The organism is Asanoa siamensis, assembly GCF_016862555.1.
Lineage (GTDB): Bacteria > Actinomycetota > Actinomycetes > Mycobacteriales > Micromonosporaceae > Asanoa > Asanoa siamensis.
Map to the genome: position 1 here is coordinate 47,138 of NZ_BONE01000006.1, position 23,653 is coordinate 70,790.

Here is a 23,653-nt window from a genome sequence, read left to right on the forward strand (position 1 = left end):
TATGACGACCCAGACGCATGGGGTTCCTTCCGGTGGAGCATTGCTGGACTCGACCGGGAGCATAGGTTAGCCTGCCCTAACTGTCTACGAGGGAGGCGGGATTGCTCACCGCGGTCTCTCCGGCGCCGACGGAGACCGCCCCGCCCCGGCGGCCCGCCCCGCGCCGGCGCTCGACCATCGGCGTCGCGAGCGCGCTCGCGCTGCTCTGCGTCGCCGTCGTGCTCAGCGTCGCGATCGGCACGCGCTGGATCGAGCCGGGCACGGTATGGCACCTTTTGTGGCATCCGGACGGTTCCGCGGAGTCGGCCATCGTCCACGACGTACGCCTCCCGCGGACGCTGCTCGCAATCGGGGTCGGCGCCGCCCTGGGCCTGGCCGGCGCGGTCATGCAGGCCCTGACCCGCAACCCGCTCGCCGAGCCCGGCCTGCTGGGCGTCAACACCGGCGCGGCCACCGGGGTCGTCATCGCGATCGCGTTCGTCGGGACCAACTCGCTCGGCGGCTACGTCTGGTTCGCGTTCGCGGGCGCCGGCCTGCTCTCGGTCGCGGTGTTCCTGCTGGGCGGCGCCGGGCGGGTCCCGACGCCCGACCGGCTGGTGCTGGCCGGGGTCGCCGTCGACGCGGTCCTCACGATGCTGATCTGGACCGTGCTGGCGACCCGGCCCGACTCCTTCCTGCGCTACCGGCACTGGGATGTCGGCTCGCTCACCGACCGCGGCTACGACGTGCTCCTCCAGGTGCTGCCGTTCCTGGCGCTCGGGGTGGCGGGCGCGCTGGCCCTCGGTCGCGGCCTGAACGCGCTCGCCCTCGGCGACGAGGCGGCCAAGGCGGTCGGCGCGCGCCCCGGCGTGATCCGGTTCGCCGGCATGGTGGTGGTCACGTTGCTCTGCGGCGCGGGCACTGCGGCGGTCGGCCCGATCGCCTTCCTCGGCCTGGCCGTGCCGTTCGCAGCCCGGCTGCTCGTCGGCACCGACAACCGGGCCGTCCTGGCGATGTCCGCGCTGCTCGGGCCCGTGGTCTTCCTGGTCGCCGACGTCCTGGGCCGGGTGGTCGTCGCTCCCTCCGAGCTCCCGGTCGGCATCATCACCGCGCTGATCGGCGGCCCGGTGTTCATCGCGCTGTGCCGCCGGCGCCGGGTCGGAGTGCTGTGAGCGCCCGCCGGGTCACCGTGCGGGCGGGCGCCTGGTCGCTCCGGGTCCGCCCGCGCAGCGTGGTCGTCAGCGCGGTGCTGGTGCTGGCGGCGCTGGCCCTGGCGCTGGTCAACCTGTCGACCGGTGACTTCCCGGTGCCGTTCGGCGAGGTGCTGCGGTCGCTGTTCGGCACGGCCGGCGACGGCACCGCCTACGTCGTGCGGGAGTTGCGGCTGCCGCGGGTGCTGGTGGCGATGCTCGTCGGCGCCGCGCTGGGCATCAGCGGCGGCATCTTCCAGACCCTGACCCGCAACCCGCTCGGCAGCCCCGACTTCATCGGCCTGACCGCCGGTGCGGCGACGGGCGCGCTCGTCGTCATGCTGCTCCTCGGCGGCGACGGCCTCGCGGTCGCGGCCGGCGCGCTGGTCGGCTGCCTGGCCACGTTCGGCGTCATCTACCTGCTGGCCTTCCGGCGCGGCGCTCAGCCGGTGCGGCTCGTGCTGATGGGCATCGGCGTCTCGGCGATGCTGGTCGCCTTCGACACGCTGCTGATCGTGCGGGCCCGGCTGGAAGAGATGATGGAGGCGCAGCTCTGGCTGATCGGCAGCATCACGAACAGCACGATGTTCGAGGTGGCGCTGATCGGCGGAGCGCTCGTCCTGTTGCTGCCGTTGGTGCTCCGCTACGGCCGCGACCTCGACATGCTCAGCCTGGGCGACGAGACCGCGACGGCGCACGGCATCCGGGCCGAACGGTCCCGGCTGGTCCTGGCGGTGGTCAGCGTCGCCCTGGCCGCGGTGGCGACGGCGGTCTCGGGTCCGATCGCCTTCGTGGCCCTGGCCGCGCCGCAGCTCGCGTCCCGGCTGACCCGCTCGCCGGGCGCCGGCCTGGGTGCGGCCGCCGCGATGGGCGCGTTCCTGCTCACCGTCTCCGACTGGGTGGGCCGGCGGATCCTGCCGCTGGACCTCCCGGTCGGCGTCGTCACCGCCGCCCTCGGCGGCCTCTATCTGGTGTGGCTGCTCGCCGGCGAGTGGCGACGGGGAAGGCAGCTCACATGACTTCGGCTCGGCTGGGTGCGCGCGAACTGACGCTGGCGTACGACGGATCCCCGGTCGTCTCCACCTTGGACCTCGACATCGCCGACGGCTCGTTCACGGTCATCGTGGGCCCGAACGCCTGCGGCAAGTCGACGCTGCTGAAGGCGCTGGCCCGGGTGCTGCGCCCGCGATCGGGTGCGGTGGTGCTGGACGGTGCGGAGATCGCGTCGTACCCGACCAAGGAGGTCGCCCGCCGCCTCGGCCTGCTGCCGCAGTCACCGCTGGTCCCACCGGGCATCGTGGTGGAGGACCTGGTGGCCCGCGGCCGCTTCGCGCACCAACGCCTGCTGCGCCAGTGGTCGGCGCAGGATGCCGACGCGGTGTCGGACGCGATGCGCCTGACGGGGGTGACGGACCTGGCGGACCGCTACGTCGACGAGCTGTCGGGCGGCCAACGCCAACGGGTCTGGCTGGCGATGGTGCTCGCGCAGCAGACCTCGATCATGCTGCTGGACGAGCCGACGACGTTCCTGGACCTGGCCCACCAGATCGACGTCCTGGACATCTGCGCGGAACTGCACGAGGGCGGCCGCACGATCGTCGCGGTGCTGCACGATCTCAATCAGGCGGCCCGCTACGCGACGAACCTGGTGGTCATGGAGGCGGGCAGGATCGTCGCCCAGGGCCCGCCCGCCGAGATCCTCACGGCGGACCTGGTGGCCACGGTCTTCGGCGTACCGTGCCTGGTCATCCCGGCCCCAGCCACCGACACCCCGATGGTCGTCCCGCTGCACCGCTCCCACCGGACGGCCGCGACTCCCGCGGTGCCCGCGAACGCGGGCTGACGGGCGGGTCGCGGTCCGCGATGATGGATCGATGGCCCGGTGACCCGACCGGCTCAAGTCCACAGTGCCTGGTCGAGCAGGGCGACCAACCGGTTGGCGTGCCGGCCGTCCGGGTCCAGGTCCGGGCGGAAGTCGGCGACGCTCACGCCGATCAGCCCGGGCGCGGCCGCGAGCGGCGCGAGCAGGTCCGCGAGGTCGTCGAGATCGGGCCCGCCGGCCTGTGGATAGGTCACCGCGGGCAGGGCGGACGGGTCGAGCACGTCCACGTCCACGTGCAGCCACATCGGCACGCCGAGCCCGGCGGCCCAGGCCGCCGCGCGCCGGCCGGCAGCGCCCGGATCGTCGACGACCGCCCGCGCGTCGATGGTGAGCACGTCGCGGGGAACCCGGGCCAACTCCGCCACCGCGCCGGCGTCGAGGTCCGTCGTGCGATGGCCGATCAGGGCCGCGTGGCGACTCGCCACCATCGGCGCGGTCTCCGCGATCTCATCCGACCGACCCTGCCGCCCTGGGAGCACCTCGTCGTCGGCGACCACGACCTGCCGACCCGCGAGGACCGCGGGTCCGGCGCCGGTGAGTGCCGCGAACTCCATGTCCGCGGTCTCGCCAGTGTCCGACGCCTGCGCGTCGACGTAGTCCGGGTGACCGTCGACCAGCCACAGCCCGACGTCACCGTGCGCGCGCCGCAGATGAGCGAACACCCCCAGCAAAAGGCTGCAGTCGCCACCCACGACCAGTGGTCGCAGCTCCGGATGCGCCCGCATCCCGTGCGCCAAGGCCTCCGCCAGGGCCCGCGTAGCGGCCAGGGTGTCCGGCAAGGCCCGTACACCCGTCGCCGGGTCGCGGGTTTCGCCGCCGATCACGGTCGCCGCGTCGCCCAGGTCCACGGCGACCCGGCCCGCCAGTCCCGCCGCGCGCAGCGCGCCGGGTGCCCGCTCCTCGCCACGCCGCGAGCCCGAGCTGTCCCACGGCGCGCCGAGCAGGAACCAACCGCTCATCACCCGAGCCTAACGGCGGCGGGGCGCGGTGACCTCGTCGTCACCGCGCCCCGCCTTCCCTGCCCCCAGTCAGGTCGCCGGGGTGCCCGTGACCCGGAGGTCGCGCAGGCGGCCGATGTTGTCGAACGAGCCGAAGCCCACCCGGCCCGACGTGAACGTGGTGTCCTTCGCGGTCATCAGCGGATCCCGGGCACCGTCCACATAGACCGCGATCTCGCCGGTGGCCGGCAGGTGCTTGACCCGCACCGTGTGCCACTTCGCGTCGACGATCGCCGGGTTCGCGCCCAGTGAACGGCCGTTCCACTGGTAGTCGATCCGCTCGCGGTCGGCGTTGTTGACCTTGAAGATGCCGTTGTGCGGGAGGATCGTGTTGTCGGTCGAGACGTGCGCGTAGTAGAACTCCGTGTCGGACCGGTAGCCGAACACGATGATCACGTCGCGGTTGGTCACCTCGACCGGTGTGTCCAGCCGGACCTCGCCCGTGACCTCCACCGCGCCGAACACCGGGCCGGCCGTCAGCACCGCGTACTCGAACGGTCGCCGCGGGCCCGGCCGCGCCTCGCCCGCCTCGGCCAGGATGACCTGGCCGTTCCGGAACTGCCACTTCGACGGCGTCACCGGCGCCCAGTTGGTCGGGCGCATCGTGTCGCGCACCGACGTGTTGCCGACGGCGCCGCTCGCGAACTCGCGCGTACCCGTGACCTTCCAGATCTTGCCGTTCGCCTTGGCCAGGATGTAGAGCTCACCCTGCGCGTCGGTGCCGAACCGCAGGTCGACCCGGTTCGGGTCGCCGGGCGCGCCCGGAGCCGACAGGTCCTGCATCCGCACCGACTCACCCGCGGCGTTGAACAGCGCCAGCCGGTGGATCGTCGCCGGCGTGCGGCCCCGGCGCATCTCGGACGCCTCGGTGTAGAGAACCCGGCCGTCGACCAGGTCGCCGAAGACGTACTTGCCGCGCAGCGCCGGCACGTCCCGGCCGCGGTAGACGAACCCGCCGGCCACCGCGACACCCACGTCCGAGGTGCAGTTCCAGCCCGGAGCGGGGTCATGGTCATAGGCCGCCACCGGGTACGTGTATCCCGCGTCATCGGCCGGGAGCGGGAAGATCTTGTCGCACGGGTTGGTGGACGCCTTGTCGAAGACGAACGCACCCTCGCGCTCGCTCCAGCCCATGTTGTCGCCGGCCCGCACCTCGTAGATCGCCTCGATGGCGTGCTCGCCGATGTGGCCGAGGTACATCCTGCCGGTGGCGCGGTCCCACGAGAACCGGTGCGGGTCGCGGTAGCCGTACGAGAAGATCTCGCCGAGCTTGCCCGCCTGGCCGACGAACGGGTTCGACGGCGGGATGCCGTACGCCCCGGACGCCGCGTTGGTGCCGAGCGGGTCGATCCGCAGCAGCTTGCCGTGCGGGAGGGCCAGGTTCTGCGGCTCGGTGTTCCGCACGCCGGTGCCGCCGTCGCCGACCGCCAGGTAGAGGTTGCCGTAGTCGGCGTCGCCGCGCCGCGCGGTCGGGTTGAAGTTGATCTCCTGGATGCCGTGGACCTGGCCGGCGAAGCCGATCCGCAGCACCTCGCGCCGGGTGCCTTCGAACGTGGCGGCGGCCGGGTCGCCGGCCGTCCACTCGTTGATCACACCGTGGAACAGGATAGTGCCGGCCTGCTGCCAGTCGGGCACCTCGGTCGTCAGCGAGGCCTGCTCGGTGTGGATCGTGTAGAACTTGCCGTTGCGCTTGAAGTCGGGGTGGAACGCGACGTAGCCGAAGCCCTGGCCGAGTCCGCGTCCGGAGAAGAACTGCGGCGCGAACGTCCCGGCGACGTCGAGGTAGACGTGCGGCACGCCGCCCTCGACGAAGTAGAGCTTGCCGTTGAGGTCCGGCACCGCGCGGCGCCCGGAGCCGTCCGGCACCTCCATGATCGTGTTGATCCGGGCCTGCCGCATGAGCCGGCCGTCGGTCGGCGCGGGGGTGGGTTCGGACTTGGGGAATGACGTGTATTCCGAGAGCACCAGCCCGAGCCGGCTCTGCACCTGGGCGGTCGGCACGGGGTCGTAGATCGGGTCCGCGGCGTGGGCGGGCGACCCGACGAGCAGGGACAGGGCAAGCGTGCCGGCGGTGAGGCAGGCGGTCGCCAGGGATCTGCGCACGGCGAGTTGACTCCGTTCTCGTGGGACGGAAGGGCGTGTCAGCGCCCGCGGGTCATGTGCCGGTACTGCTTCTCGACGTCGCGCGCCGAGACAACGGTGTCGAGGAACATCAGCGAGTCCATCCGGCAGTCGCACGGGTTCTGCTCGCGGGTGTCCTGCGGGAAGCTGCCACCGATCTTGATGCCGCGCGGGTCCGACGCGGTCGTCACGTGCGGGCCGGGGCCGGCGACGAGCCACGGGTCGTCGGTGCGCGTGTAGAACCCCTCGACGGGCCGGCCGTTGCGGTAGAGCGCCAGCGTGCCGTCGCCGAAGTCGAACGTGGCGGCCAGGTGCACCCACTCACCGCGCGGCAGCAGCGCCTGCCACGGCTGGCTCGCCGCGAACGTCTGCGAGTTGCCGCCGTCGAGCCGCCGACCGAGTGCCACCAGGCGAAGCTCGCCGTTGACGTCGATCAGTTCCAGCAGCGCGCGCACGCCGTGCCCGTCGGAGTCGCCCGTCAGCACGCCCGCGAGCCCGATCGCGTTGAACCGGTCGTCCGGGGCCGGCGTGTTGGAGTTCAGCGCGGGCCCGTCCATGTCCACTTTGAACCAACCCATCACGGTGGTACCCGCGACGGCGTTGAACGGGCGCAGCGTGCGCACACCCGGTTGGGCGTAGATGCCGGCCTTCCAGTCGTCGTTGCCCGTGACAGCCGGATCCACCTGCCGGGTCTGCAGCGCGTTGCCGCTGTGTTTGAAGGCCCGCTCGCGTACGCGCATCGCGGTGCCGCCGTTGACGAGGTCGATCTCGGTGCCGGACCGACCCTGGTCGCGCTCGAGCGCCGCGTCGCCGGAGACCGGGTGGTCGAAGTCGTAGTAGGAGACGAGATCGTCGCGCAGGGACGGGTAGACGTCGCGGGGCCCGTCGTTCGTGGCCGAGGCGGGCATGGCGGCGGTGCCGGCGAACAGGCCGGCGGCGAGGACGGTGGCGGTGGCGAGGACGGCTTTCCGCACTGAATGCCTCCTTACGGGCGGGGTTCGGCGGGCCGGCCGCCGAGGTAGAGATCGGCCAGTTGCGGGTCGGCGAGCAGGTCGGCGGCCGGACCCGAGATGTGGACCCGGCCGAGGTCGAGCACGCAGCCGATGTCGGCGGTCTCCAGCGCGCGGCGGGCGTTCTGCTCGACCAGCAGCACGGCGGTGCCGGCGTCGCGCATCCGCACGACCTGCTCGAACACGGTGCTGGTGGCCTTGGGGTCGAGGCCCATCGACGGCTCGTCGAGCAGCACGACCTTGGGGTCGACCATCAGCGAGCGGGCGAACTCGACCTGCTTCTGCTGGCCGCCGGAGAGGAGCCCGGCCAGCGTGTCCCAGCGCTCCGCGACGACGGGGAACAGGTCGCGGACGAACTCGGTGCGCGCGGCGACCCGCGCCTTGTCCTTGATGGTGTACGCGCCCAGCAGCACATTCTCGGCGACCGTCATCTCGGCGAAGACGCTGTGCCCCTGCAGCACGTGCGCGACGCCGCTGGCGAGCATCCGTTGTGGACCCTGCCCGGTCACCTCGACGCCGCCGACCCTGATCGTGCCGGACCGTGGCGCCAGCAGGCCGCTGGCCACCTTGAGGACGGTCGACTTGCCGGCACCGTTGGGGCCGACGAGGCAGACGATCGTGCCCGCCGGCACCTCGACGGTCAGTCCACGAAGGACCGGTGCGGCCCGGCCGTAGCCGGCCTGGACATCGAGGAGCTCGATCTCAGACGCCAAGGTAGGCTCCCAACACGCGCTCGTCGGTGCGGATGACCGAGGGCGGGCCCTCGGCGATCGGCCGGCCGCGGTCGAACACCACGATGTGGTCGCTGATGCTCATCACCAGGTCCATGTTGTGCTCGACGATGACGAACGTGCGGCCCTCGGCGTTCAGGTCGCGCACGAGCCCGCCGATGCGGTCGAGCAGCGCCGGGTTGACGCCGCCGGCCGGCTCGTCGAGCAGCACGGTCTCGGGCTCGCTCATCAGCACACCGGCCAGCTCCAGCAGTTTCTGCTGGCCCCACGAGAGGTTGCGCGCCTCGGCGCCGGCGAGGTGCTCGATGCCGAGGCGGGTCAGCCAGTCCCGGGCCCGGTCGACCTCGGCCCGCCCGCGCGCCCCGCGGAAGAGGTTGACCCCGTGCGGTCGGGTGGCCGCGAGCACGTTGTCGAGCACGGTCATCCGCGGGAAGACCCGGCAGAGCTGGAACGTGCGGCCGAGCCCCGCGCGGGCGATCACGTGCGGCGTGCGGCGGGTGATGTCGGTGCCGCCGTAGGTGACCCGCCCGCTGTCGGGCCGGATCATCCCGGTGACGCAGTTGAAGAACGTCGTCTTGCCGGACCCGTTGGGCCCGATCAGCGCGTTCACCTTGCCGTGCCGGAAGCTCACCGAGGTCTTGTCGAGCACGACGTTGCCGCCGAACGCCTTGGTCAGCTCAACCGTTTCGAGACTGCGCATGCAGGTCACCTCCGGTGCGCTGGGCGGCCAGCTCCGCGGCCGTGACCTCGCGGATCGAGCTGTCGGTCGTGGGGGAGAAGCGCCGGAACAGCGCGCCGAGCGCGGGCAGCACGCCGTCGGGCATGAAGAGCACGACCAGCGCCAGCAGCACGCCGGTGGCGACGAGGTGCAGGGGCGTGTTGCCGAACTCCACCTTGAAGTACTCGAGCGCCGACCCGACGAGCAGCGCACCGACCAGCGGGCCGAACAGGTTGCGGACGCCCCCGAGCAGCGCCATCAGCACCATGTAGGAGCCGGTCAGGATGCTGAACTGGAAGATCGGGTCGAGGTCGCCGAACCAGAGCGCGTAGAGGCCGCCCGCCAGCCCGGTGAAGAAGGCCGAGACGACGAAAACCACCAGTTTGTACGCGAAGGTCGGCGTGCCCAGTGCCTCGGCCTTGTCCTCGTCCTCGCGGATCGCCTTGAGCCCCAGCCCGAACCGGGACCGGTCAATCAGCCACCAGACGAGCAGCGCGACCGCCAGCAGCGCGAGGAACAGGTAGAAGAACACGCGGTGGTGCTCGGGCCGCAGCAGCCCCGGGAACGGGCGGGGCACGTTGAGGCCGCGCGAGCCGCCGGTGAACGACGCCCAGCTCTGGAAGACCAGCAGCGTGACGAGCACCAGCGCGATGGAGACGATGACGAACGAGGCGCCGCGGACGCGCAGGGCCGCGTACCCGAGCGGCACCGCGAGCACCGCGACCATCACCGCGGCGGCCGCCAGCGCGACGAAGCTGGGCAGGCCTGCCTTGGTGACGAGCAGGCCGGTGCCGTAGGCGCCGAGGCCGGCCAGGGCGCCGTGGCCGAGCGAGATGTAGCCGGTGAACCCGCCGACGAAGTTCCAGCTCGTCGAGAGCACCGCGTAGTTGAGCACCACGATGCCGACCGACAGGAGATAGGGATTCGGGGCGATCGACGGGTACGCGAGCGCGACCGCCGCGAACGCGAGGAGCGCGACACCGCCCGCCGCCCGGGTCGGGGTGAGCAGCCGCTCAGAAGCGCTGGGCAAGGCGACCTCCGAAGAATCCCTGCGGCCGCACCGCGAGCGTGAGGAACAGCGCGATGTAGAACACCGTCTGCGCCCAGGTCGTGCCGAGCTCGATCTGCAGCAGGCTCTGCGCCAGGCCCAGCACCATCGCCGCCGCGGCCGCGCCCGGCACGCTGCCGAGGCCGCCGACCACGATGATGGCCATCAGCGGGCCGATCCAGTGCCAGTGCAGCGACGGGTAGATGGTGGTGTCGAGGGAGAGCGCCGTGCCGCCGACCGCCGCCGTGGCGAGGCCCAGGCCGAAGCCGTAGCCGGCCACCCGGTCGGTGTCGATGCCGACGAGCTTGGCCGCGTCGCGGTGCTGGATGGTCGCGCGCAGCGCCCAGCCGAACGTCGTCTTCTTCATGACGAGATAGAGCGAGGCCAGCGCGACGCCGGCGAGCCCGAACGCGATCAGCTTGACCACCGCGATGCGGGCGCCGAGCAGCTCCAGGCTCGCCGCGCCGTAGCCGAGCTGGATGCGGCGCTGCGTGCCCGAGAAGACGTAACCGAGCAGGCCCTCGATGACGACCGCGATCGCGAACGTCAGCAGGACCGACATCATCGTGAGCGTGACCGCCCGCAGCCGGGCGAGCAGCAGCCGTTGCAGCAGCACCCCGCAGCCGAAGAACAGCGGGACGGTCACCACCATCGACAGCAGCGGGTCGATGCCCAGCTCGGTGTGCGACCACCAGGCCAGGTAGGCGGCCAGGATGAGGAACGCCGAGTGGGCGATCATCACGACCCGCATGATTCCGAAGTAGAGCGTCAGCCCCGCCGCCAGGAGGGCGTAGAGCCCTCCCAGCAGCAGGCCGAGGATGACGCTCTGGAAGAGCAGGGCGCCGGACGGCATTCAGCTCACCAGGCCGGCTTGGGGTAGACGAGGTCGGCTTCCTTGGCGTCGGCCGGAAGCACGATCTTGATCTCGCCGCCCACCCACTGCTGGATCATGTGGGCGCCCTGCGGCTTGCCGGTCTCGTCCCAGGAGAGCGGGCCGACGACGGTGTCCACCTTGTTGGCGCGGACCCAGTCGACCAGCTTCTTCTGGCACTCGCCCTGCTCGGCGCAGCCGGCCGCGGTGATGGCGGCGGCCACGACCTGGCCCGTCGTGTAGGCGTTGGCCTCGTCCTCCTCGGGCGGCGACCCGAACTGCGCCGTGTACTTCTCGACGAACTCCTTGTTCGACTCGTACGGCGCGTCCTGCGTGTAACCCGTGGGGGAGAGGATGCCCGCCGTCTTGTTGCCGATGGCCGCCGCGAACTCGGGGCTGGTCGGCGCCGTCGAGAACGCGGCGAGCTTGGGTTGGTAGTTGAGCTGTTGCAGGGCGACGATCAGGTTGACGCCGTCCTGATATTGCGAGCCGCCCACCACCATGTCGGCCTTCGACGTCGCGATCTTCGCGGCGATGCTGCTGAAGTCGGTGGTGTTCGGCGGGTAGACCTCGTCGACGACCGTCTTGACGCCGCCGGCCTCGAGCTTGGCCTTGAGGCCGTAGGCCGTGCCCTGGGCGAACGGGTCGTCCATGGCCGCGTAGGCGGCCGTGGTCGGACGCTGCCCCGGCGGGAGGGCGAGCAGGTGCTCGGCGAGGTGGTTGTAGTGGTCGTTGGCCACCGCCGGTGCGGCGTAGAACAGGTTCTTGAAGCCCTGCTGGAAGACCTCGGCGGCCGCGCCGGCCGGCTCGACGAAGAGCATGCCGTATTCCTCCGCCACGCGGGCGGCGGGCACGACCAGGCGGGTCGAGAAGGGACCCACCACGATGTCGACCTGGTCGCTGCCGATCAGCTGCTCGTAGTCGGCCACCACCCGGTCGGCGTTGGACTGGTCGTCGAGGACCTTGAGCTCGATCGTGCGGCCGAGCAGGCCGCCCTTGTCGTTGGTGATCTTCGCCCAGGCCTCGTAACCACGTTGGACACCCTTGCCGGGCTCGGAGAAGTCTCCGGTGAGCGGCAAGGAGATCCCGACGACGATGGGCTCGTCGGTGGAGGCCTGCTCTGGTTCGTCGCCGCCGCAGGCGCCGAGCGCGAGTGCGAGGGTCGCGCCGACCGCGGTGGCCCATCTGGTGCGGGTCGTTCGGTTCAACATCTCCGGGCGCTCCTTCGAGCCGGGGACGGAAGCGCTTGCGAAAGCGCTTTCGTAGCCTAGGCTGTGGCATAGGCCACTGGCAATAGTCAAACGTGTCGCTGGATCGATGCCCGCCCGGGAGTCACGCATGCCCAAGCCTGGACCGCGACTGCGGCTCGTCGACGTCGCCGAGCGCGCCGGCGTCTCGCTGGCCACCGCGTCCCGCTCGCTCACCGGCCGCGACGGGGTCAGCGAGGAGGTCGCGAGCCGGGTCCGCCAGGTCGCGGCCGAGCTGGGCTACGTCGCCAACCCCTATGCGCGCACGCTGGCGGGCGGGGCCAGCTCCTCGGTCGGGCTCGTCGTGCACCAGGTCGACGACCCCTACTTCTCCGAGATCGCGGGCGGGGTCATCCAGGTCGCCGGCGAGCAGGGGCTGATGGTCCAGATCTGCCACTCCGGCCGCGACCCGCACTACGAGCTGCGGCAGATCCGGCACCTGATCGCGCAGCGGGTCGGTGTCATCATCATCGCCGGGTCCGGCTACAACGACCCGCGGATCGAGGCGGAGACCAAGGCGGAGCTGACCGCGTTCCAGAGCCTGGGCGGCCGCGTAGCGGTCATCGGCCGGCACGCGCTCGGCGTCGACGCGGTGCTGCCCGACAACGAGGCCGGCGGGCGGGCGCTCGGCGCGCACCTGCTCGACCTGGGCCACCGGCGGATCGCGGTGGCGGCCGGCACCGGCGGCCTGACGACCGTGACCGACCGGATGGCCGGGGTGCTGGGGGCGCTGCGCGACCGCGGGCTGGACCCCGCGGAGATGCCGGTGGTGCACACCGACTTCACCCGCGACGGCGGCTGCCGCGCGACGGAACGGATCCTGCGCGACCACCCCGACACGACGGCCATCATCGCGCTGAACGACGCGATGGCGATGGGCGTGCTGTCAGTCCTTCGTGGACAGAAGATCCCGGTCCCGAAGCGGATGTCGGTCGTCGGTTTCGACGACGTCTCGGTCGCGGCCGACCTGGCACCGTCGCTCACCACCGTCCGGCTGCCGATGACCGACTTGGGCCGGATGGCGCTGGAGCTGGCGCTGAAACCCAAGTCGGCCCGGGCCCGCCGCCGCCCCACCGGCCACAGGCTGGTAGTCCGCGACTCCACCGGTCCGGCGCCGCGCTAGCGGACGCGGGAGAACTCCTCGGATCCGGTGCTGTAGTAGAACGTCAGCTCGTCGCCGATGCAGGTGTAGCGCGACGGTTCCGGGAGGAAGTCCAAGGCACCGGAGCTCCGCCGCTCGCCGTTGCGGTAGAACTGGTACGAGCCCTTGGCCTTGATGTCGCGGGTGTATTCGAGGCCGTCGGCGTGCCGGACGTTCATGGTGCCGACACCGCGGTACACCATCCGCCAGTTCGCCCCGCCGACGGATGCGGTGTACGCGGCGCTGGCCTTGTAGTCGAGGGTGACCGTGCCGTCCGCGCGGTACACCGCGGTCTTGCCCGCGCCGCCACGGAACTGCTGCTCTGCGCCGTTGATGATGTGCTGCTGGGTGCCGGACGTCAGCCGCCAGCTTCCGAGCACGCACGGGTCCACCCTGGACGATGCGGAGGCGGACGGTGACGGTGTGCCGGACGGCGTGCCGGCGGTCGCGGTGCCCGTCACGGCGGCGCGCGGGTCGGCGCCGCCATCGCCGCGACGACCGATCGTGGGAATCGCCGCGAGACCGGCCACCAGGACCACAGCCAACGCCACCCCGGACCATACCGCCACCCGCTTCGGTCGCCGGGTCGGCGGGGGCACGGCCGCGGGCGTCGCCGGAGAGTCGGACGGCGCCGCCGTCGCCGGAGAGTCGGACGGCGCCGCCGTCGCCCGCAGGCTGCCCTCGGCGACGACGAGCTCCGGCTGGTCCACCAGCGTCGGTGCGACACCCAGGGCGCGGTGCAGGGCGGTGCCGACCGCGGGCATCCGGCTCGAACCGCCGGCGAGGTAGACCGCGCCGAGCTCACGGTCCGCGATCCCGGCCGCCGTGAGGACCGCCCGCGTCGCGTCGAGCGTGCGGGCGAGCACCGGTGCGGTCAGCTCGTCGAGCTCCTCGCGGCCGAGCGGCACGTCCGCGTCGATCAGCGGCACGTGGACGAGGGTCGTCGTCGCGCGGGAGAGCATCTCCTTGCCGGCCCGCACGTTGTCCCAGAGCTGGCGGCTGGCCCGGCGGTCGGCGACGTCGCCCGGGTTCGTCAGCCGGCGCCAGGCCACCTGGTCCCGCTGCCCCACCGTGCCGCCGAGATGGTCGACGATCGCCGCGTCGACGTCCAACCCGCCGCAGTCCGCGAGCCCTTCGGTGGCGACCGTCTCGAAGCCGGTCGCGTGGCGGCGCACCACGGACGCGTCGAACGTGCCGCCACCGAAGTCGTAGACCAGTGCGCACTGGCCGACCGGCAGCGCGCGGTCGGCGAAGGAGCTGGCGGCGGCCACCGGCTCCGCGACGAGCGAGACCGTGGGCAGGGTCCGTTCGGCGACCGCGCGGAGCAGGTCCCGGCGTCGGCTGCCCCAGGAGGCGGGGAAGGTCAGGGTCGTGCCGGTGACCGGCCCCAGCGCGACCCGCTTCGCCTCCTCCAGCACCCGGGCGAGGATGGCCTCGATCAGCTCCTCGACCGGCACCTCGCGTTCGCCGAGCAGCACGGTGCCGTCGTCGACCCGGCGTTTGGGCGTCGGCTCGAACCCGGCGGGCATCGACAGAGCGAGGTGCAGCGCGTCCCGGCCGACCACGAGCCGCCCGGACGGGTCGACACACACGGCCGACGGCAGCAACGGCGAGCCGTCGAACAGGATCGCCCGCGGCGGCCGGCCGTGCTCGGCCAGCGCGGCCACGGTGTGCGAGGTGCCGAAGTCGATGCCCAGCCGTGCCCCGTAGCCGTTCACGGTGCAACCGTATCGAAGACCCTCAGCCGGCCTGGGAGGAGCGGGCCCAGATGTTGAGGTCGGACTCCGTGGCGTGGCGGTCGATCTCGGCGAGCTCGTCGGCCGTGAACGCCAGGTTGTCCAGCGCGGACAGGCTGTCGTCGAGCTGCGCCACGCTGCTGGCGCCGATCAGCGTCGAGGTCATCCGCGGGTCGCGCAGGGTCCAGGCGAGCGCCATCTGCGCCAGCGTCTGGCCGCGGCCGCGGGCGAGGTCGTTGAGCGCCCGGACCTTGCCGAGGTTCTCCCCGGTCAGCCAGCCCGCGTCGAACGAGCCTTCGCGGGCGGCCCGGGAACCCGCCGGGATCCCGTCGAGGTAGCGGTCGGTCAGCATGCCCTGCGCCAGCGGCGAGAAGCCGATGCAGCCCACGCCTTCCCGGTCGAGCACGTCGAGCAGCCCGTCCTCGATCCAGCGGTTGAGCATCGAGTACGACGGCTGGTGGATCAGCAACGGCGTGCCCATGTCCCGCAGGATCCGCACCGCCTGCTCGGTCATCGCCGGCGAGTAGGACGAGATGCCGACGTAGAGCGCCTTGCCCTGGCGTACCGCCGCGTCGAGCGCGCCCATCGTCTCCTCGAGCGGCGTCTCGGGGTCGAACCGGTGCGAGTAGAAGATGTCGACGTAGTCGAGGCCCATCCGGGCCAGGCTCTGGTCGAGGCTGGCGAGCAGATATTTCCGGGAACCCCAGATGCCGTACGGCCCCGGCCACATGTCGTACCCGGCCTTCGTGGAGACGACCAGCTCGTCCCGGTACGGCCGGAGGTCGCTCGCCATGATCTGCCCGAACGCCTCCTCGGCCGATCCGTAGGGCGGGCCGTAGTTGTTGGCCAGGTCGAAGTGGGTGACGCCGCGGTCGAAGGCGCGCCGGAGGATCGCCCGCTGGTTCTCCAGCGGCCGCTCGCCGCCGAAGTTCTGCCACAGGCCGAGTGAGATGGCGGGCAGCTTGAGCCCACTACGACCGGAGCGGCGGTAGGGCATCGCGTCGTAGCGGTCGTCGGCGGCGGCGTACACGGAGGTTCCGATAGCGGGCATGGGCTCACCCTAGGCCCGCCCGCGCGGCCGACGATCCGCGTACCCGCCCGTGTGGGATATGCCGCGTGGTCTGATGAAGGTTTGCGGGGCCGGCGAGGGTACGGGAGACGAGCACTGAGACCCCAGAGTTGGCTGTGGGCGCTGTTGGCGATGTTCGTCGCGGCGACGATCGCGATCGCGGTGGGTCCCGCGCCGGCCGTCGCGTCCTGGTCGACCCAGGCGGCCTGCTCGCTGGTGTTCACCGGCCTGTCCTGGCAACTGGCCACGGCGACCGACCGCTCCCCGCTGACCCGCCGGTTCTGGCGGGCCGCGACGGCCAGCGGGGTCCTGTTCACCGTCAGCCCGCTGCTGCGGGCGATCGACGTCATAGTGGAGCCCGGGCGGGAGAGCGCCGCCTGGACCGTCCCGTCGGCACTGCTCACCGTCGGCTCCGCGTTCCTGCTCTGCTTCATGCTCGGCCCGGTGCCGACCGACGGCGACCAGCGGCAGCGCCACGGGCTGTGGCTGGAGGCGAGCACGGTGCTGGTGGCCGCGGCCGTCTTCGTCTGGACGATCGCGCTGAGCGGCGCGGGCCAGGCCGAGAACCCCGCGCAGCGGGTCTGGACGGCGATCGGCGCGATCATCATGTTCGTCTCGGCGTTCGCGGTGACCCGCCTGCTGGTGGTCGGCGCGGCCCCGTTCGTGACCGCCTGCGGTCTCGCGATCGGTGTCGCGTTCGTCCTGCACGGCCTCGAACGCGCCCTCAACCCGCAGGTCGCCGGCGTCGACGACGCCCGCCTGGCGCTGATCGGCCGGCTGGTGCCGCCGCTGCTGCTCGCGGCCGCGCCCTGCCTCGAGCGGCTGGGCCGGCGCACGTCCACCGGGCTGCGCGGCCGGCGCGCCCGGCTCCTCGTGCCGCTGGTCGCGCTCGCCGCCACCCAGTTGCTGCTCGTGGGCCAGCTCGCCGACGAGGGCCTGACCGTGCGGACCTGGGGCGTCGCGATGGGCACCGTCGTCATCGCCGCGTTGATCATCCTGCGTCAGGACCTGCTGCTCGTGGAGAACGCCCGGCTGGTCGCCCAGCTCGACGACTCGGTCGACACGCTGGCCGAGCGCGAGCGGTGGTTCCGGTCGCTGGTCGAGCACTCGTCGGACGTCACGCTGGTGCTCGATCGCGGCGGGGTGGTCACCTACGGCACCCCGGCGCTGCGGCCGGTGCTGGGCCAGGACCCGGCCGCGGCGGTGGGCCGGCGGGCGGGCGAGGTGCTCCGGCCACGCGACCGCGGGCGGTTCGACCGGCTGCTGGCGCCGGTGCTCGGCGGGCGCGCGGCGAACGGCTCCTTCGAGCTGGCCGCCCGGCGCGTCGACGGCGCGACGGTCTGGCTCAACGTGATCGCCACCGGCCGCTTCGATGATCCGGCGGTCGGCGGCGTGGTGCTCAACGTCCGCGACGTCACCGACACGGTCGCCCTGCGCGACCGGCTGCGGCACGACGCGAGCCACGACCCGCTGACCGGGCTGGCCAACCGGGCGCTGTTCAACGAGCGGGCGGAGGCGCTGCACGAGCCCGGCGTCCGCGGCCAGGGCACCGCCGTCCTGCTGCTCGACCTCGACAGGTTCAAGGACGTCAACGACCGCCTGGGTCACCAGGCCGGCGACGAGCTGTTGCGGGTCACCGCCAAGCGGTTGCGCCGCAGCGTCCGGCCCGGGGACACGGTGGCCCGGCTCGGCGGCGACGAGTTCAGCGTCATCCTGGCCGACACGACCGAACGGGCCGCGCTGGCCACCGCCCGGCGGATCGAGGCGGCGCTCGGCCGGCCGCTCTCGATCGGCGGCCACACGGTGCGCCCGCTGGCCAGCGTGGGCGTCGCGGTCAGCGGCGACAAGCCGATCGAGGCGCTGCTCCGGGACGCGGACGAGGCGATGTACGAGGCCAAGCGCCAGGGTTCCGGCACGCGGCTCTTCTCGGAGCGGGCCTAGGTGTTGGCGGCGAGGTACTGCTGGACGGTGTCGTCGGCGACTGCCTGGTAGAGCGCCTTGGCCTTCGTCTTGTCGGAGAGCACGACGCTCTGGCCGTCGCGGTCGCCCGTACCCGTGCTCGGGCTGCCCAGGAAGGTCAGGTCGTCGCTGCGCAGGTCGCGGAGCTGAACCACGGTGTTGACGAGGTCGAAGTCCTGGTCGACCGTCATCGACTTGGTCACGGCCTGCAGGAAACCGTTGAGCTTGACGGGGTTCGCCAGCGTGCCGGCGCCGGCGGCCTTGTCCAGCAACGCCTGCAGGAACTCGCGCTGGTGCCGCTCGCGGCTGAAGTCGCCGTCGGCGAACTGGTAGCGCTGCCGCACGTAGTCGAGCGCCTGCGCGCCGGTGAGGTGCTGGGTGCCCTTCTTGAACGTCCGATATGGAGAGTGGATCGACTTGATGGTCTTCTCGATCTTCAGGTCCACGCCACCGAGCGCGTCGACGACCTGGGCGAACCCGGCGAAGTCGATCAGGGCCACGTGGTCGATGTGCACGCCGGTGAACGTCTCGACGGTCTGCACGGTCAACGGCGTGCCGCCCCACGCGTACGCCGCGTTGATCTTCGCCATCGTGTTGCCGTGCTCGCCGTCGGGCGAGGTGGGCACGAACACCCAGGTGTCGCGGGGGATCGAGATGACCTCGGCCTTCTTGTGGTCGGCGTCGACGTGCAGAACCATGATCGTGTCGGTACGGGAGTCCGAGGTCTTGTCGGGGTCGCGGGAGTCGCTGCCGAGCAGCAGCACGTTGAGCGCACCCTTGACGACGGGCTCGGGCCGGCTCTCCCGCGGCACGTCGGTGAACGCGTCGGTGCGGGCGAGATGCCCGTTGAGCGAGCGGGCGTACGCCCAGCCACCGATCCCGCCGGCCGCGCCCAGCACGAGCAGCGCCGACAGCACGCCGATCAGGATCCGTTTCCGCCGCCGCATGTCACATCCAGCCCATCAGTCCCACCGGTGACCCCACGGCCGCCGAACGTGAAGGACGTTAATGAGCCAACCTGTGAACTCCCTGGTCAGGCGGTCGTGAGCAGGATCCGTCCCCCGACGGCGCCGGCCGCGAGCCGGCGGTGCGCCTCGGCGGCGTCGGCCAGGGGCAGCGTCTCGGTGCGGATGTCGAGCAGTCCCGCGCGGATCGCCCGCAGGGCGTGCTCGGCGGCCGGGCCGGCCTGCTCCGGGTGGTGGGGCAGGTACCAGCCGACGTTGAAGCCGAGCAGGCCGAGGTTGCCGCCCCAGAGCGTGTTGGTGTCCACGCGGTGCGACCAGTCGCCGCTGCCGTTGCCGACCAGCAGCATCCGGGCCATCGGGGCCATGGAGCTGCTCCTCGAACTGGCCGAACGTGGCTGGGGCGAATGGCGCGACTCACTGGCCGCGCGGCTCGCCGGCGCGCACGGCCTGCGCGCCGCCGACCTGGCAGCCGAGGTGGGCGCCTCGATCGCCGCGTTGCCCCTGTTCTGTGACCTGCTCACCCATGTGCCCCTGAGCCTGGAGGGCGAGGTGTCCGTCGACCGGGCGCGCCGCTACAAGACCAACAGCTTCGCGGCGTACGACGAGATCGTCGCGACCCTGACCGGGGCGGGCGCGCTGTCCGCGCCGCAGGTGCGCGATCTGCTCACCGTCACCCTGGCCCTGACCGCCAACCTGTGGCAACTCGCGCACCCGACACCGACGCTGGCGGACCTCTACGCCCAGGAGCCGCGCTGGGGGCACGCGGCGCTCGACTTCGAACCCCGGCTGACCCGCCTCCTCCAGGCCACCGCGACGGGCCTGACCGCCCGGCCCGCCGGGGCGGGCTGACGTCGCCTACAGCGTTGCCGGCTGCGGGGTGGCCGCGGGGGAACGGTCCGGCGCCTGCCGGCGGGCGCCGCGGATCAGGAGGTAGCCGATCATCCAGAGCTCGCCCGCCGTCGCCGGGTAGGCGAGGGTGTCGGCGATCGTCGCCGTGTCGGGGGAGAGGTAGCGGACGAAGGCGCTCAGGACGTAGCCGGCGCCGCCCGCGACGAGGAGCCAACCCAAAGCGCGGGGCATCCAGCCCGAGTCGAGGACGCAGCGGCCCATCGGGATCAGCCACAGGCCGAAGAACAGGCCGCCGACCGACCAGAGGTGGCCGCTCACCGTGTGGAGCAACTGGACCGGCGCGGCGTCGCCGCCGGCGCGGGCCGTTTCCAGGGCCGTGGCCAGCAGGGCGCTGCTCACCAGGACCGCGACCGCGTTGACGAGGCCGAACGCGGCGATCGCGGCGGCGGCGAAGCGGTTGGCCGCGTGGAACAGGCGGTAGAACCAGGCCGCCGCGAGCGCCTGGGTCAGCACCGTGAGCAACTCGAACGCGATGCCCGCGCGGGCCAGGGACTCGTGGTCGAGCAGGTTGGCGAGCGTCGCGGCGGGGTCGTCGGCGACGAACAGGCGCGACCGGATGAGCAGGAAGCTCAGGCCGCCGGCGACGGCGAGGCCCAGGTAGAACAGACCGGTCAGGCGGGCGGTGCGGATCGACGGCATCTCCGGAATCCCTTCGACTTACAATGTAAGGCGCCTTACATGGTAAGGTGACACCACCAGCGTGGGGAAGCAGATGGCAGACAAGACAATTCGGGAGCCGCTCAGCCGGGAGCGGGTGCTCGCGGCCGCCGTGGCACTGGCCGACGCCGAGGGCGTCAAGGCGCTGACGATGCGCCGGCTCGCCACCGACCTGGGTGTCGAGGCGATGTCGCTCTACTTCTACGTTCCGAGCAAGGAGGCGCTGCTCGACGGCGTCCTCGGCACGGTCTTCGCGGAGTTGGCGGCGGCCGCGCCGGAGCCGGCCGAGGGGGAGTGGCGCACCCGGCTGCGGCGGCGCTTCCTCGCCGCCCGCGCGGTCATGCTGCGGCACCCGTGGGCCCCCGGCCTGCTGACCACGCGCGGCACGATCCCGCCCGACGTCTTCGCCTACTTCGACTGGATCGTCGGCACGCTGCTCGACGCCGGGTTCTCGCACCACCTCGCGCACCGGGCGATCCACGCGTTCGGCAGCCTGCCGTTCGGCTTCGCCCAGGAGGTCTTCAGCCCGGCGGCCGCGGGCGGCAGCCTCGACCCCGACACCGCGGAGGCCGACCTGGCGGCGCTGGCCGAAGCCCTCCCCCACATCACCGCGATGGTCGCCCACGAGATGCACGGCGCCGGCGACCCCACGCTCGGCTGGTGCGACAGCCAGGTCGAGTTCGAGTTCACCCTCGACCTGCTCCTCGACGGCCTCGACCGCCTCCGCGCGCGGCGGTGACCTACCTGACCACGGCGGGCGCCCGCGTCCACGTGGACTCGTCGGCCACGTCGGCGAGGGTGATGTCGGAGAGAATCTTCGCCAGCTCGGGCGTCGGCAGCGCACCGGGGCCGCCGCTGGCGACCTGCACGTTCACGGCGCCGTCCGGTGACCACCGGTTGCAGAAGTACGCGCCACAGGTCACGCGCGGCGACGGGCGCTGGTTCGAGTTGCCGGCCGGGACCACGTAGACCACGAAGCTGTTCGGCACGTCGCGGCCCTCGACACCACCGAAGGGCTCGGTGAGCCCGGACGTCGGCTGGCCCGGCCGGCTGAACAGCAGGCCCGCGTGGTCGCCGTCCCGGGCGGACGCGATGCCGTTGAGCCCGGTCATCGCGTGCATCGCGACCTCGTCGAGCCGGTAGCCGTCGGGCACGTGACCCAGCGTGACCGGGACCTTCGCCGGGCGGGGCGCGGTGCCCCGCAGCCCGGCGGCGAGCGCGCGCAACTCCGCCGCGGACGGGTCCTCGGCCTCGCTGGAGTTCGCGTCGATCACGGCCCACGCGCCGTCGGCGTACTCCCAGGCCAGGGTGCGGACGATCGCCATGCCGCCCGGGTTCGGCGCGGTGGCCTCCAGGCCGCGGCGGCCGCCGACGTCCACCGTCGTCGCGCCGGGGAGCCTGGACGGGTCGTACGCGCCGGGTCGGTAGACGGTGAGGTAGGCGTAGAGGCTGGGGGACGAGACCGCCGGCTCGTCGGGGTCGACGGCCCGGTCGTTGGTGACGAGATCGTCCGAGTAGACGGGCGAGAGCTGGTAGGACCGGGACACGTCGATCGGCCGGGCCACCCGCAACCGGCCCACCTGATAGCCGTCGACGGTGAACGTGAACGGCGGCGCGTCGACCGGGACCGGCACGAGCGGCCCGGCCGAGGCGGCGGCTACCTCCGCCGGCGCCCGTTCGGTGCCGGCCTGCACCGCGGCTGCCACGACGCCGAGCACCGCCAGCGCGGCCGCGCCGGAGGTCGCCCAGGTCCGGGTGCGCCGCCGGCGCTGCTCGCCGCGCCCCCGGGCGACGATCTCGTCAACGTCGTAGCGCGGGGGTGGTGCCTCGGAGGTCGCCAGATCCACGATGTCCTTGAGCCGCATCTATCCACGCTCCTGGTTCCGGGTTTTCGTCGAGGTCCACGCCGCTGGCGGCCAGTGCTTCGCGGAGGTTGGCCAGGCCGCGGCTCGTCTGGCTGCGGATCGTCGGGGTGCGCACGCCGAGCACGTCCGCGGCCTCCTCGACGGTCATGTCCAGGTAGAAGCGCAGCACCAGCACCGCCCGCTGCCGGGCGGGCACCGCGCGCAACGCCGCGCGTACCCGCAGGCCTTCGTCCGTGATCCCACTGGGGTCGGAGCCGGCCACGTCGGGCAGCTCGTGGCCCGCGGACCGTTCGCGGCGCCACCAGGGCCGACGCGTCTCGTCGATGGCGGCGCGCACCACCATCGTCCGCGCGTACAGGTCCGGGCGGTCCAGGCCGGCCCACCGCGGGTAGAGCTTCGCGAGGGTGTTGGCCACCGCGTCCTCGGCGGCGTGCCAGTTGCCGCACGTGACGTACGCGAGCTTGCGCAGCGTCGCCATCTCGGACGCCACGAACTCGCGGAACCCGTCCTCGTCAGCTGGTTTCAAACCGGCCGCTCCCTCCGCCACTGCCGTAGAACGGCCCGGAGCCCCCGCGGCGATGCACGTGACCCGGAACTTTCTCGGCCGTCAGGATGCCTCGGACCGGTATCGGCTGGGTGACGTGCCGGTGACCCGCTTGAACGCCACGCTCAGCGCGCTTTCGGAACCGTAACCGACGTCACGGGCGATGGCGGCCAGGGTGCCGTCGCCCCGACGGATCCGGGCGGCGGCGAGCTCGATGCGCCAGCCGGTGAGGTAGTCGAGCGGAGCCTTGCCGATGAGGTCGCGGAACCGGGCCGCCAGCGTCGACCGGGACACGGCCGCCGCGCCGGCCAGCGACTCGACCGTCCACCGGGCGGCGGGGTCGGCGTGCATCGCCCGCAGGGTCGGCCCGACCACCGGGTCCGCCAGACCCGCCAGCCAGCCGGACCCGGGGGTGGCCGCCGTGGCCAGGTGGAAGCGGAGCACCTGGATCAGCATCACGACCGCCAGGTGCTCCGCCACGAGCGTCGAGCCGATCCGCGTGTGCCGCACCTCGTCGGCGATCCGGTCGATCGCCCAGTGCACCGCGCCCGCCTCCGCGGTCGCGGCCGGGACGTGGATGACCGGGGGCAGGCCGTCGAGCAGCAGCGCCCGGGCCCGCTGGTGGAAGCTGAACCTGCCGCCGATCAGGGCGACCTCGTCGCCCGTGCCGGCCCGCGCGACGCCGTCGGGGCCCGCGGCGGCGAAGACCGGGTCGGCGGGTTCGAGTGCTGTGTCGGCGTCGCTGGCCAGGACGAACGGCACCGGCCGGGTGAGCAGGAAGCAGTCGCCCGTGGCCAGCTCGATCGGCGCGGCCAGGCCCTCGACGGTGAGCAGGCAGCGGCCACGGCGCAGGGCGTTGAACTTCACCCCGTCGAGCGGGTTGAAGCGCAGGCCCCAGCGCCCGCCCGCGGCCATGCTGGCAGACAGGTGGCCGTTGACGCCGATCAACGTCAGGACGTCTTCCAAAGGATCCATGGTTGGACGCTCGCTAAAGAAGGCTGCACTCTCAACTA

23 protein-coding genes are annotated in these 23,653 nt (G+C 72.4%); 7 read left to right on the forward strand and 16 right to left on the reverse strand.

Annotated features, from left to right (window positions below):
- The first annotated feature begins 101 nt into the window (after positions 1 to 101).
- Genes Asi02nite_RS05585 through Asi02nite_RS05595 form a run of 3 tightly spaced genes read left to right on the forward strand, consistent with a single transcriptional unit; the run spans position 102 to position 3,012 of the window.
- Positions 102 to 1,151 (forward strand): FecCD family ABC transporter permease, encoded by a 1,050-nt coding sequence (locus Asi02nite_RS05585; protein ID WP_239126504.1) that lies wholly within the window; start codon positions 102 to 104, stop codon positions 1,149 to 1,151.
- Positions 1,148 to 2,188 carry a FecCD family ABC transporter permease gene (locus tag Asi02nite_RS05590; RefSeq protein ID WP_203711058.1) on the forward strand — a complete coding sequence of 347 codons (1,041 nt, stop codon included), beginning with the start codon at positions 1,148 to 1,150 and terminating at the stop codon, positions 2,186 to 2,188. The genes Asi02nite_RS05585 and Asi02nite_RS05590 overlap by 4 nt, the downstream gene beginning before the upstream one ends.
- The gene (locus tag Asi02nite_RS05595; RefSeq protein ID WP_203711059.1) at positions 2,185 to 3,012 is read left to right on the forward strand and encodes an ABC transporter ATP-binding protein; all 828 of its coding nucleotides are present in this window, start codon (positions 2,185 to 2,187) and stop codon (positions 3,010 to 3,012) included. The genes Asi02nite_RS05590 and Asi02nite_RS05595 overlap by 4 nt, the downstream gene beginning before the upstream one ends.
- 53 nt (positions 3,013 to 3,065) lie before the next feature.
- On the opposite strand, the gene Asi02nite_RS05600 is transcribed toward Asi02nite_RS05595, so the two are convergent.
- The 8 genes from Asi02nite_RS05600 to Asi02nite_RS05635 form a co-directional block, all read right to left on the reverse strand.
- Entirely contained in the window at positions 3,066 to 4,010 is a 945-nt protein-coding gene (locus Asi02nite_RS05600; RefSeq protein WP_239126505.1) for an arginase family protein, read from the reverse strand.
- 69 nt (positions 4,011 to 4,079) lie between these two features.
- Positions 4,080 to 6,152, reverse strand: coding sequence for a PQQ-dependent sugar dehydrogenase (locus Asi02nite_RS05605; protein WP_203711061.1), 2,073 nt, complete (start codon positions 6,150 to 6,152; stop codon positions 4,080 to 4,082).
- Between the two features lie 38 nt (positions 6,153 to 6,190).
- Positions 6,191 to 7,144: a LamG-like jellyroll fold domain-containing protein gene (locus tag Asi02nite_RS05610; RefSeq protein ID WP_239126506.1), complete on the reverse strand. Its 954-nt coding sequence runs from the start codon at positions 7,142 to 7,144 to the stop codon at positions 6,191 to 6,193.
- 11 nt (positions 7,145 to 7,155) lie between these two features.
- Positions 7,156 to 7,893 carry an ABC transporter ATP-binding protein gene (locus tag Asi02nite_RS05615; protein WP_203711062.1) on the reverse strand — a complete coding sequence of 246 codons (738 nt, stop codon included), beginning with the start codon at positions 7,891 to 7,893 and terminating at the stop codon, positions 7,156 to 7,158.
- Positions 7,883 to 8,611: an ABC transporter ATP-binding protein gene (locus Asi02nite_RS05620; RefSeq protein ID WP_203711063.1), complete on the reverse strand. Its 729-nt coding sequence runs from the start codon at positions 8,609 to 8,611 to the stop codon at positions 7,883 to 7,885. Before Asi02nite_RS05620 ends, Asi02nite_RS05615 begins: the two co-directional genes overlap by 11 nt.
- Entirely contained in the window at positions 8,589 to 9,659 is a 1,071-nt protein-coding gene (locus Asi02nite_RS05625; RefSeq protein WP_239126507.1) for a branched-chain amino acid ABC transporter permease, read from the reverse strand. Before Asi02nite_RS05625 ends, Asi02nite_RS05620 begins: the two co-directional genes overlap by 23 nt.
- Positions 9,643 to 10,530 carry a branched-chain amino acid ABC transporter permease gene (locus tag Asi02nite_RS05630; protein ID WP_203711064.1) on the reverse strand — a complete coding sequence of 296 codons (888 nt, stop codon included), beginning with the start codon at positions 10,528 to 10,530 and terminating at the stop codon, positions 9,643 to 9,645. Before Asi02nite_RS05630 ends, Asi02nite_RS05625 begins: the two co-directional genes overlap by 17 nt.
- Before the next feature lie 5 nt (positions 10,531 to 10,535).
- Positions 10,536 to 11,759: an amino acid ABC transporter substrate-binding protein gene (locus Asi02nite_RS05635; protein ID WP_203711065.1), complete on the reverse strand. Its 1,224-nt coding sequence runs from the start codon at positions 11,757 to 11,759 to the stop codon at positions 10,536 to 10,538.
- A gap of 127 nt (positions 11,760 to 11,886) precedes the next feature.
- On the opposite strand from Asi02nite_RS05635, the gene Asi02nite_RS05640 reads away from it, so the two are divergent.
- A complete protein-coding gene (locus Asi02nite_RS05640) occupies positions 11,887 to 12,918 on the forward strand; it encodes a LacI family DNA-binding transcriptional regulator (protein WP_203711066.1) in 1,032 nt (343 codons plus the stop codon).
- On the opposite strand, the gene Asi02nite_RS05645 is transcribed toward Asi02nite_RS05640, so the two are convergent.
- Together Asi02nite_RS05645 and mgrA are read right to left on the reverse strand one after the other, a co-directional pair.
- A complete protein-coding gene (locus Asi02nite_RS05645; RefSeq protein ID WP_203711067.1) occupies positions 12,915 to 14,654 on the reverse strand; it encodes an Hsp70 family protein in 1,740 nt (579 codons plus the stop codon). The two genes, Asi02nite_RS05640 and Asi02nite_RS05645, sit on opposite strands and share 4 nt — an antisense overlap.
- A gap of 22 nt (positions 14,655 to 14,676) precedes the next feature.
- Positions 14,677 to 15,723: an L-glyceraldehyde 3-phosphate reductase gene (gene mgrA / locus Asi02nite_RS05650; RefSeq protein WP_203711068.1), complete on the reverse strand. Its 1,047-nt coding sequence runs from the start codon at positions 15,721 to 15,723 to the stop codon at positions 14,677 to 14,679.
- Positions 15,724 to 15,873: 150 nt separating this feature from the next.
- Here mgrA and Asi02nite_RS05655 point away from each other — a divergent pair, with 150 nt between their 5' ends.
- Complete coding sequence (locus tag Asi02nite_RS05655) at positions 15,874 to 17,682, forward strand: sensor domain-containing diguanylate cyclase (protein ID WP_239126518.1); 1,809 nt, start codon at positions 15,874 to 15,876, stop codon at positions 17,680 to 17,682.
- On the opposite strand, the gene Asi02nite_RS05660 is transcribed toward Asi02nite_RS05655, so the two are convergent.
- Both Asi02nite_RS05660 and Asi02nite_RS05665 read right to left on the reverse strand, forming a co-directional pair.
- The gene (locus Asi02nite_RS05660; protein WP_203711070.1) at positions 17,679 to 18,647 is read right to left on the reverse strand and encodes an LCP family protein; all 969 of its coding nucleotides are present in this window, start codon (positions 18,645 to 18,647) and stop codon (positions 17,679 to 17,681) included. The two genes, Asi02nite_RS05655 and Asi02nite_RS05660, sit on opposite strands and share 4 nt — an antisense overlap.
- 86 nt (positions 18,648 to 18,733) lie before the next feature.
- Complete coding sequence (locus Asi02nite_RS05665) at positions 18,734 to 19,030, reverse strand: zinc-binding dehydrogenase (protein ID WP_203711071.1); 297 nt, start codon at positions 19,028 to 19,030, stop codon at positions 18,734 to 18,736.
- Between Asi02nite_RS05665 and Asi02nite_RS05670 the strand changes: the two genes are divergently transcribed.
- Positions 19,029 to 19,514, forward strand: coding sequence for a hypothetical protein (locus Asi02nite_RS05670; RefSeq protein WP_203711072.1), 486 nt, complete (start codon positions 19,029 to 19,031; stop codon positions 19,512 to 19,514). The genes Asi02nite_RS05665 and Asi02nite_RS05670 overlap by 2 nt on opposite strands.
- A 6-nt stretch (positions 19,515 to 19,520) precedes the next feature.
- On the opposite strand, the gene Asi02nite_RS05675 is transcribed toward Asi02nite_RS05670, so the two are convergent.
- Positions 19,521 to 20,213, reverse strand: coding sequence for a DUF4386 domain-containing protein (locus Asi02nite_RS05675; protein ID WP_203711073.1), 693 nt, complete (start codon positions 20,211 to 20,213; stop codon positions 19,521 to 19,523).
- A gap of 73 nt (positions 20,214 to 20,286) precedes the next feature.
- Between Asi02nite_RS05675 and Asi02nite_RS05680 the strand changes: the two genes are divergently transcribed.
- Positions 20,287 to 20,970 carry a TetR/AcrR family transcriptional regulator gene (locus Asi02nite_RS05680; RefSeq protein ID WP_203711074.1) on the forward strand — a complete coding sequence of 228 codons (684 nt, stop codon included), beginning with the start codon at positions 20,287 to 20,289 and terminating at the stop codon, positions 20,968 to 20,970.
- Position 20,971: 1 nt separating this feature from the next.
- On the opposite strand, the gene Asi02nite_RS05685 is transcribed toward Asi02nite_RS05680, so the two are convergent.
- The 3 genes from Asi02nite_RS05685 to Asi02nite_RS05695 form a co-directional block, all read right to left on the reverse strand.
- Positions 20,972 to 22,096, reverse strand: coding sequence for a hypothetical protein (locus tag Asi02nite_RS05685; RefSeq protein WP_203711075.1), 1,125 nt, complete (start codon positions 22,094 to 22,096; stop codon positions 20,972 to 20,974).
- Positions 22,032 to 22,622 (reverse strand): SigE family RNA polymerase sigma factor, encoded by a 591-nt coding sequence (locus tag Asi02nite_RS05690; protein WP_203711076.1) that lies wholly within the window; start codon positions 22,620 to 22,622, stop codon positions 22,032 to 22,034. The genes Asi02nite_RS05685 and Asi02nite_RS05690 overlap by 65 nt, the downstream gene beginning before the upstream one ends.
- An 81-nt stretch (positions 22,623 to 22,703) precedes the next feature.
- On the reverse strand, positions 22,704 to 23,615 hold the full coding sequence (locus Asi02nite_RS05695) for an AraC family transcriptional regulator (RefSeq protein ID WP_203711077.1): 912 nt from the start codon (positions 23,613 to 23,615) through the stop codon (positions 22,704 to 22,706).
- Positions 23,616 to 23,653: the final 38 nt, after the last annotated feature.

Bases quoted from the DNA above. Each gene is read 5' to 3' on its own strand.
- Asi02nite_RS05595 (WP_203711059.1), top strand. From the start codon at position 2,185: ATGACTTCGGCTCGGCTGGGTGCGCGCGAACTGACGCTGGCGTACGAC.
- Asi02nite_RS05600 (WP_239126505.1), bottom strand. From the start codon at position 4,010: ATGAGCGGTTGGTTCCTGCTCGGCGCGCCGTGGGACAGCTCGGGCTCG.
- Asi02nite_RS05620 (WP_203711063.1), bottom strand. From the start codon at position 8,611: ATGCGCAGTCTCGAAACGGTTGAGCTGACCAAGGCGTTCGGCGGCAAC.
- Asi02nite_RS05630 (WP_203711064.1), bottom strand. From the start codon at position 10,530: ATGCCGTCCGGCGCCCTGCTCTTCCAGAGCGTCATCCTCGGCCTGCTG.
- Asi02nite_RS05635 (WP_203711065.1), bottom strand. From the start codon at position 11,759: ATGTTGAACCGAACGACCCGCACCAGATGGGCCACCGCGGTCGGCGCG.
- Asi02nite_RS05640 (WP_203711066.1), top strand. From the start codon at position 11,887: ATGCCCAAGCCTGGACCGCGACTGCGGCTCGTCGACGTCGCCGAGCGC.
- mgrA (WP_203711068.1), bottom strand. From the start codon at position 15,723: ATGCCCGCTATCGGAACCTCCGTGTACGCCGCCGCCGACGACCGCTAC.
- Asi02nite_RS05655 (WP_239126518.1), top strand. From the start codon at position 15,874: ATGTTCGTCGCGGCGACGATCGCGATCGCGGTGGGTCCCGCGCCGGCC.
- Asi02nite_RS05660 (WP_203711070.1), bottom strand. From the start codon at position 18,647: ATGCGGCGGCGGAAACGGATCCTGATCGGCGTGCTGTCGGCGCTGCTC.
- Asi02nite_RS05670 (WP_203711072.1), top strand. From the start codon at position 19,029: ATGGAGCTGCTCCTCGAACTGGCCGAACGTGGCTGGGGCGAATGGCGC.
- Asi02nite_RS05665 (WP_203711071.1), bottom strand. From the start codon at position 19,030: ATGGCCCCGATGGCCCGGATGCTGCTGGTCGGCAACGGCAGCGGCGAC.
- Asi02nite_RS05675 (WP_203711073.1), bottom strand. From the start codon at position 20,213: ATGCCGTCGATCCGCACCGCCCGCCTGACCGGTCTGTTCTACCTGGGC.
- Asi02nite_RS05680 (WP_203711074.1), top strand. From the start codon at position 20,287: ATGGCAGACAAGACAATTCGGGAGCCGCTCAGCCGGGAGCGGGTGCTC.
- Asi02nite_RS05685 (WP_203711075.1), bottom strand. From the start codon at position 22,096: ATGCGGCTCAAGGACATCGTGGATCTGGCGACCTCCGAGGCACCACCC.
- Asi02nite_RS05695 (WP_203711077.1), bottom strand. From the start codon at position 23,615: ATGGATCCTTTGGAAGACGTCCTGACGTTGATCGGCGTCAACGGCCAC.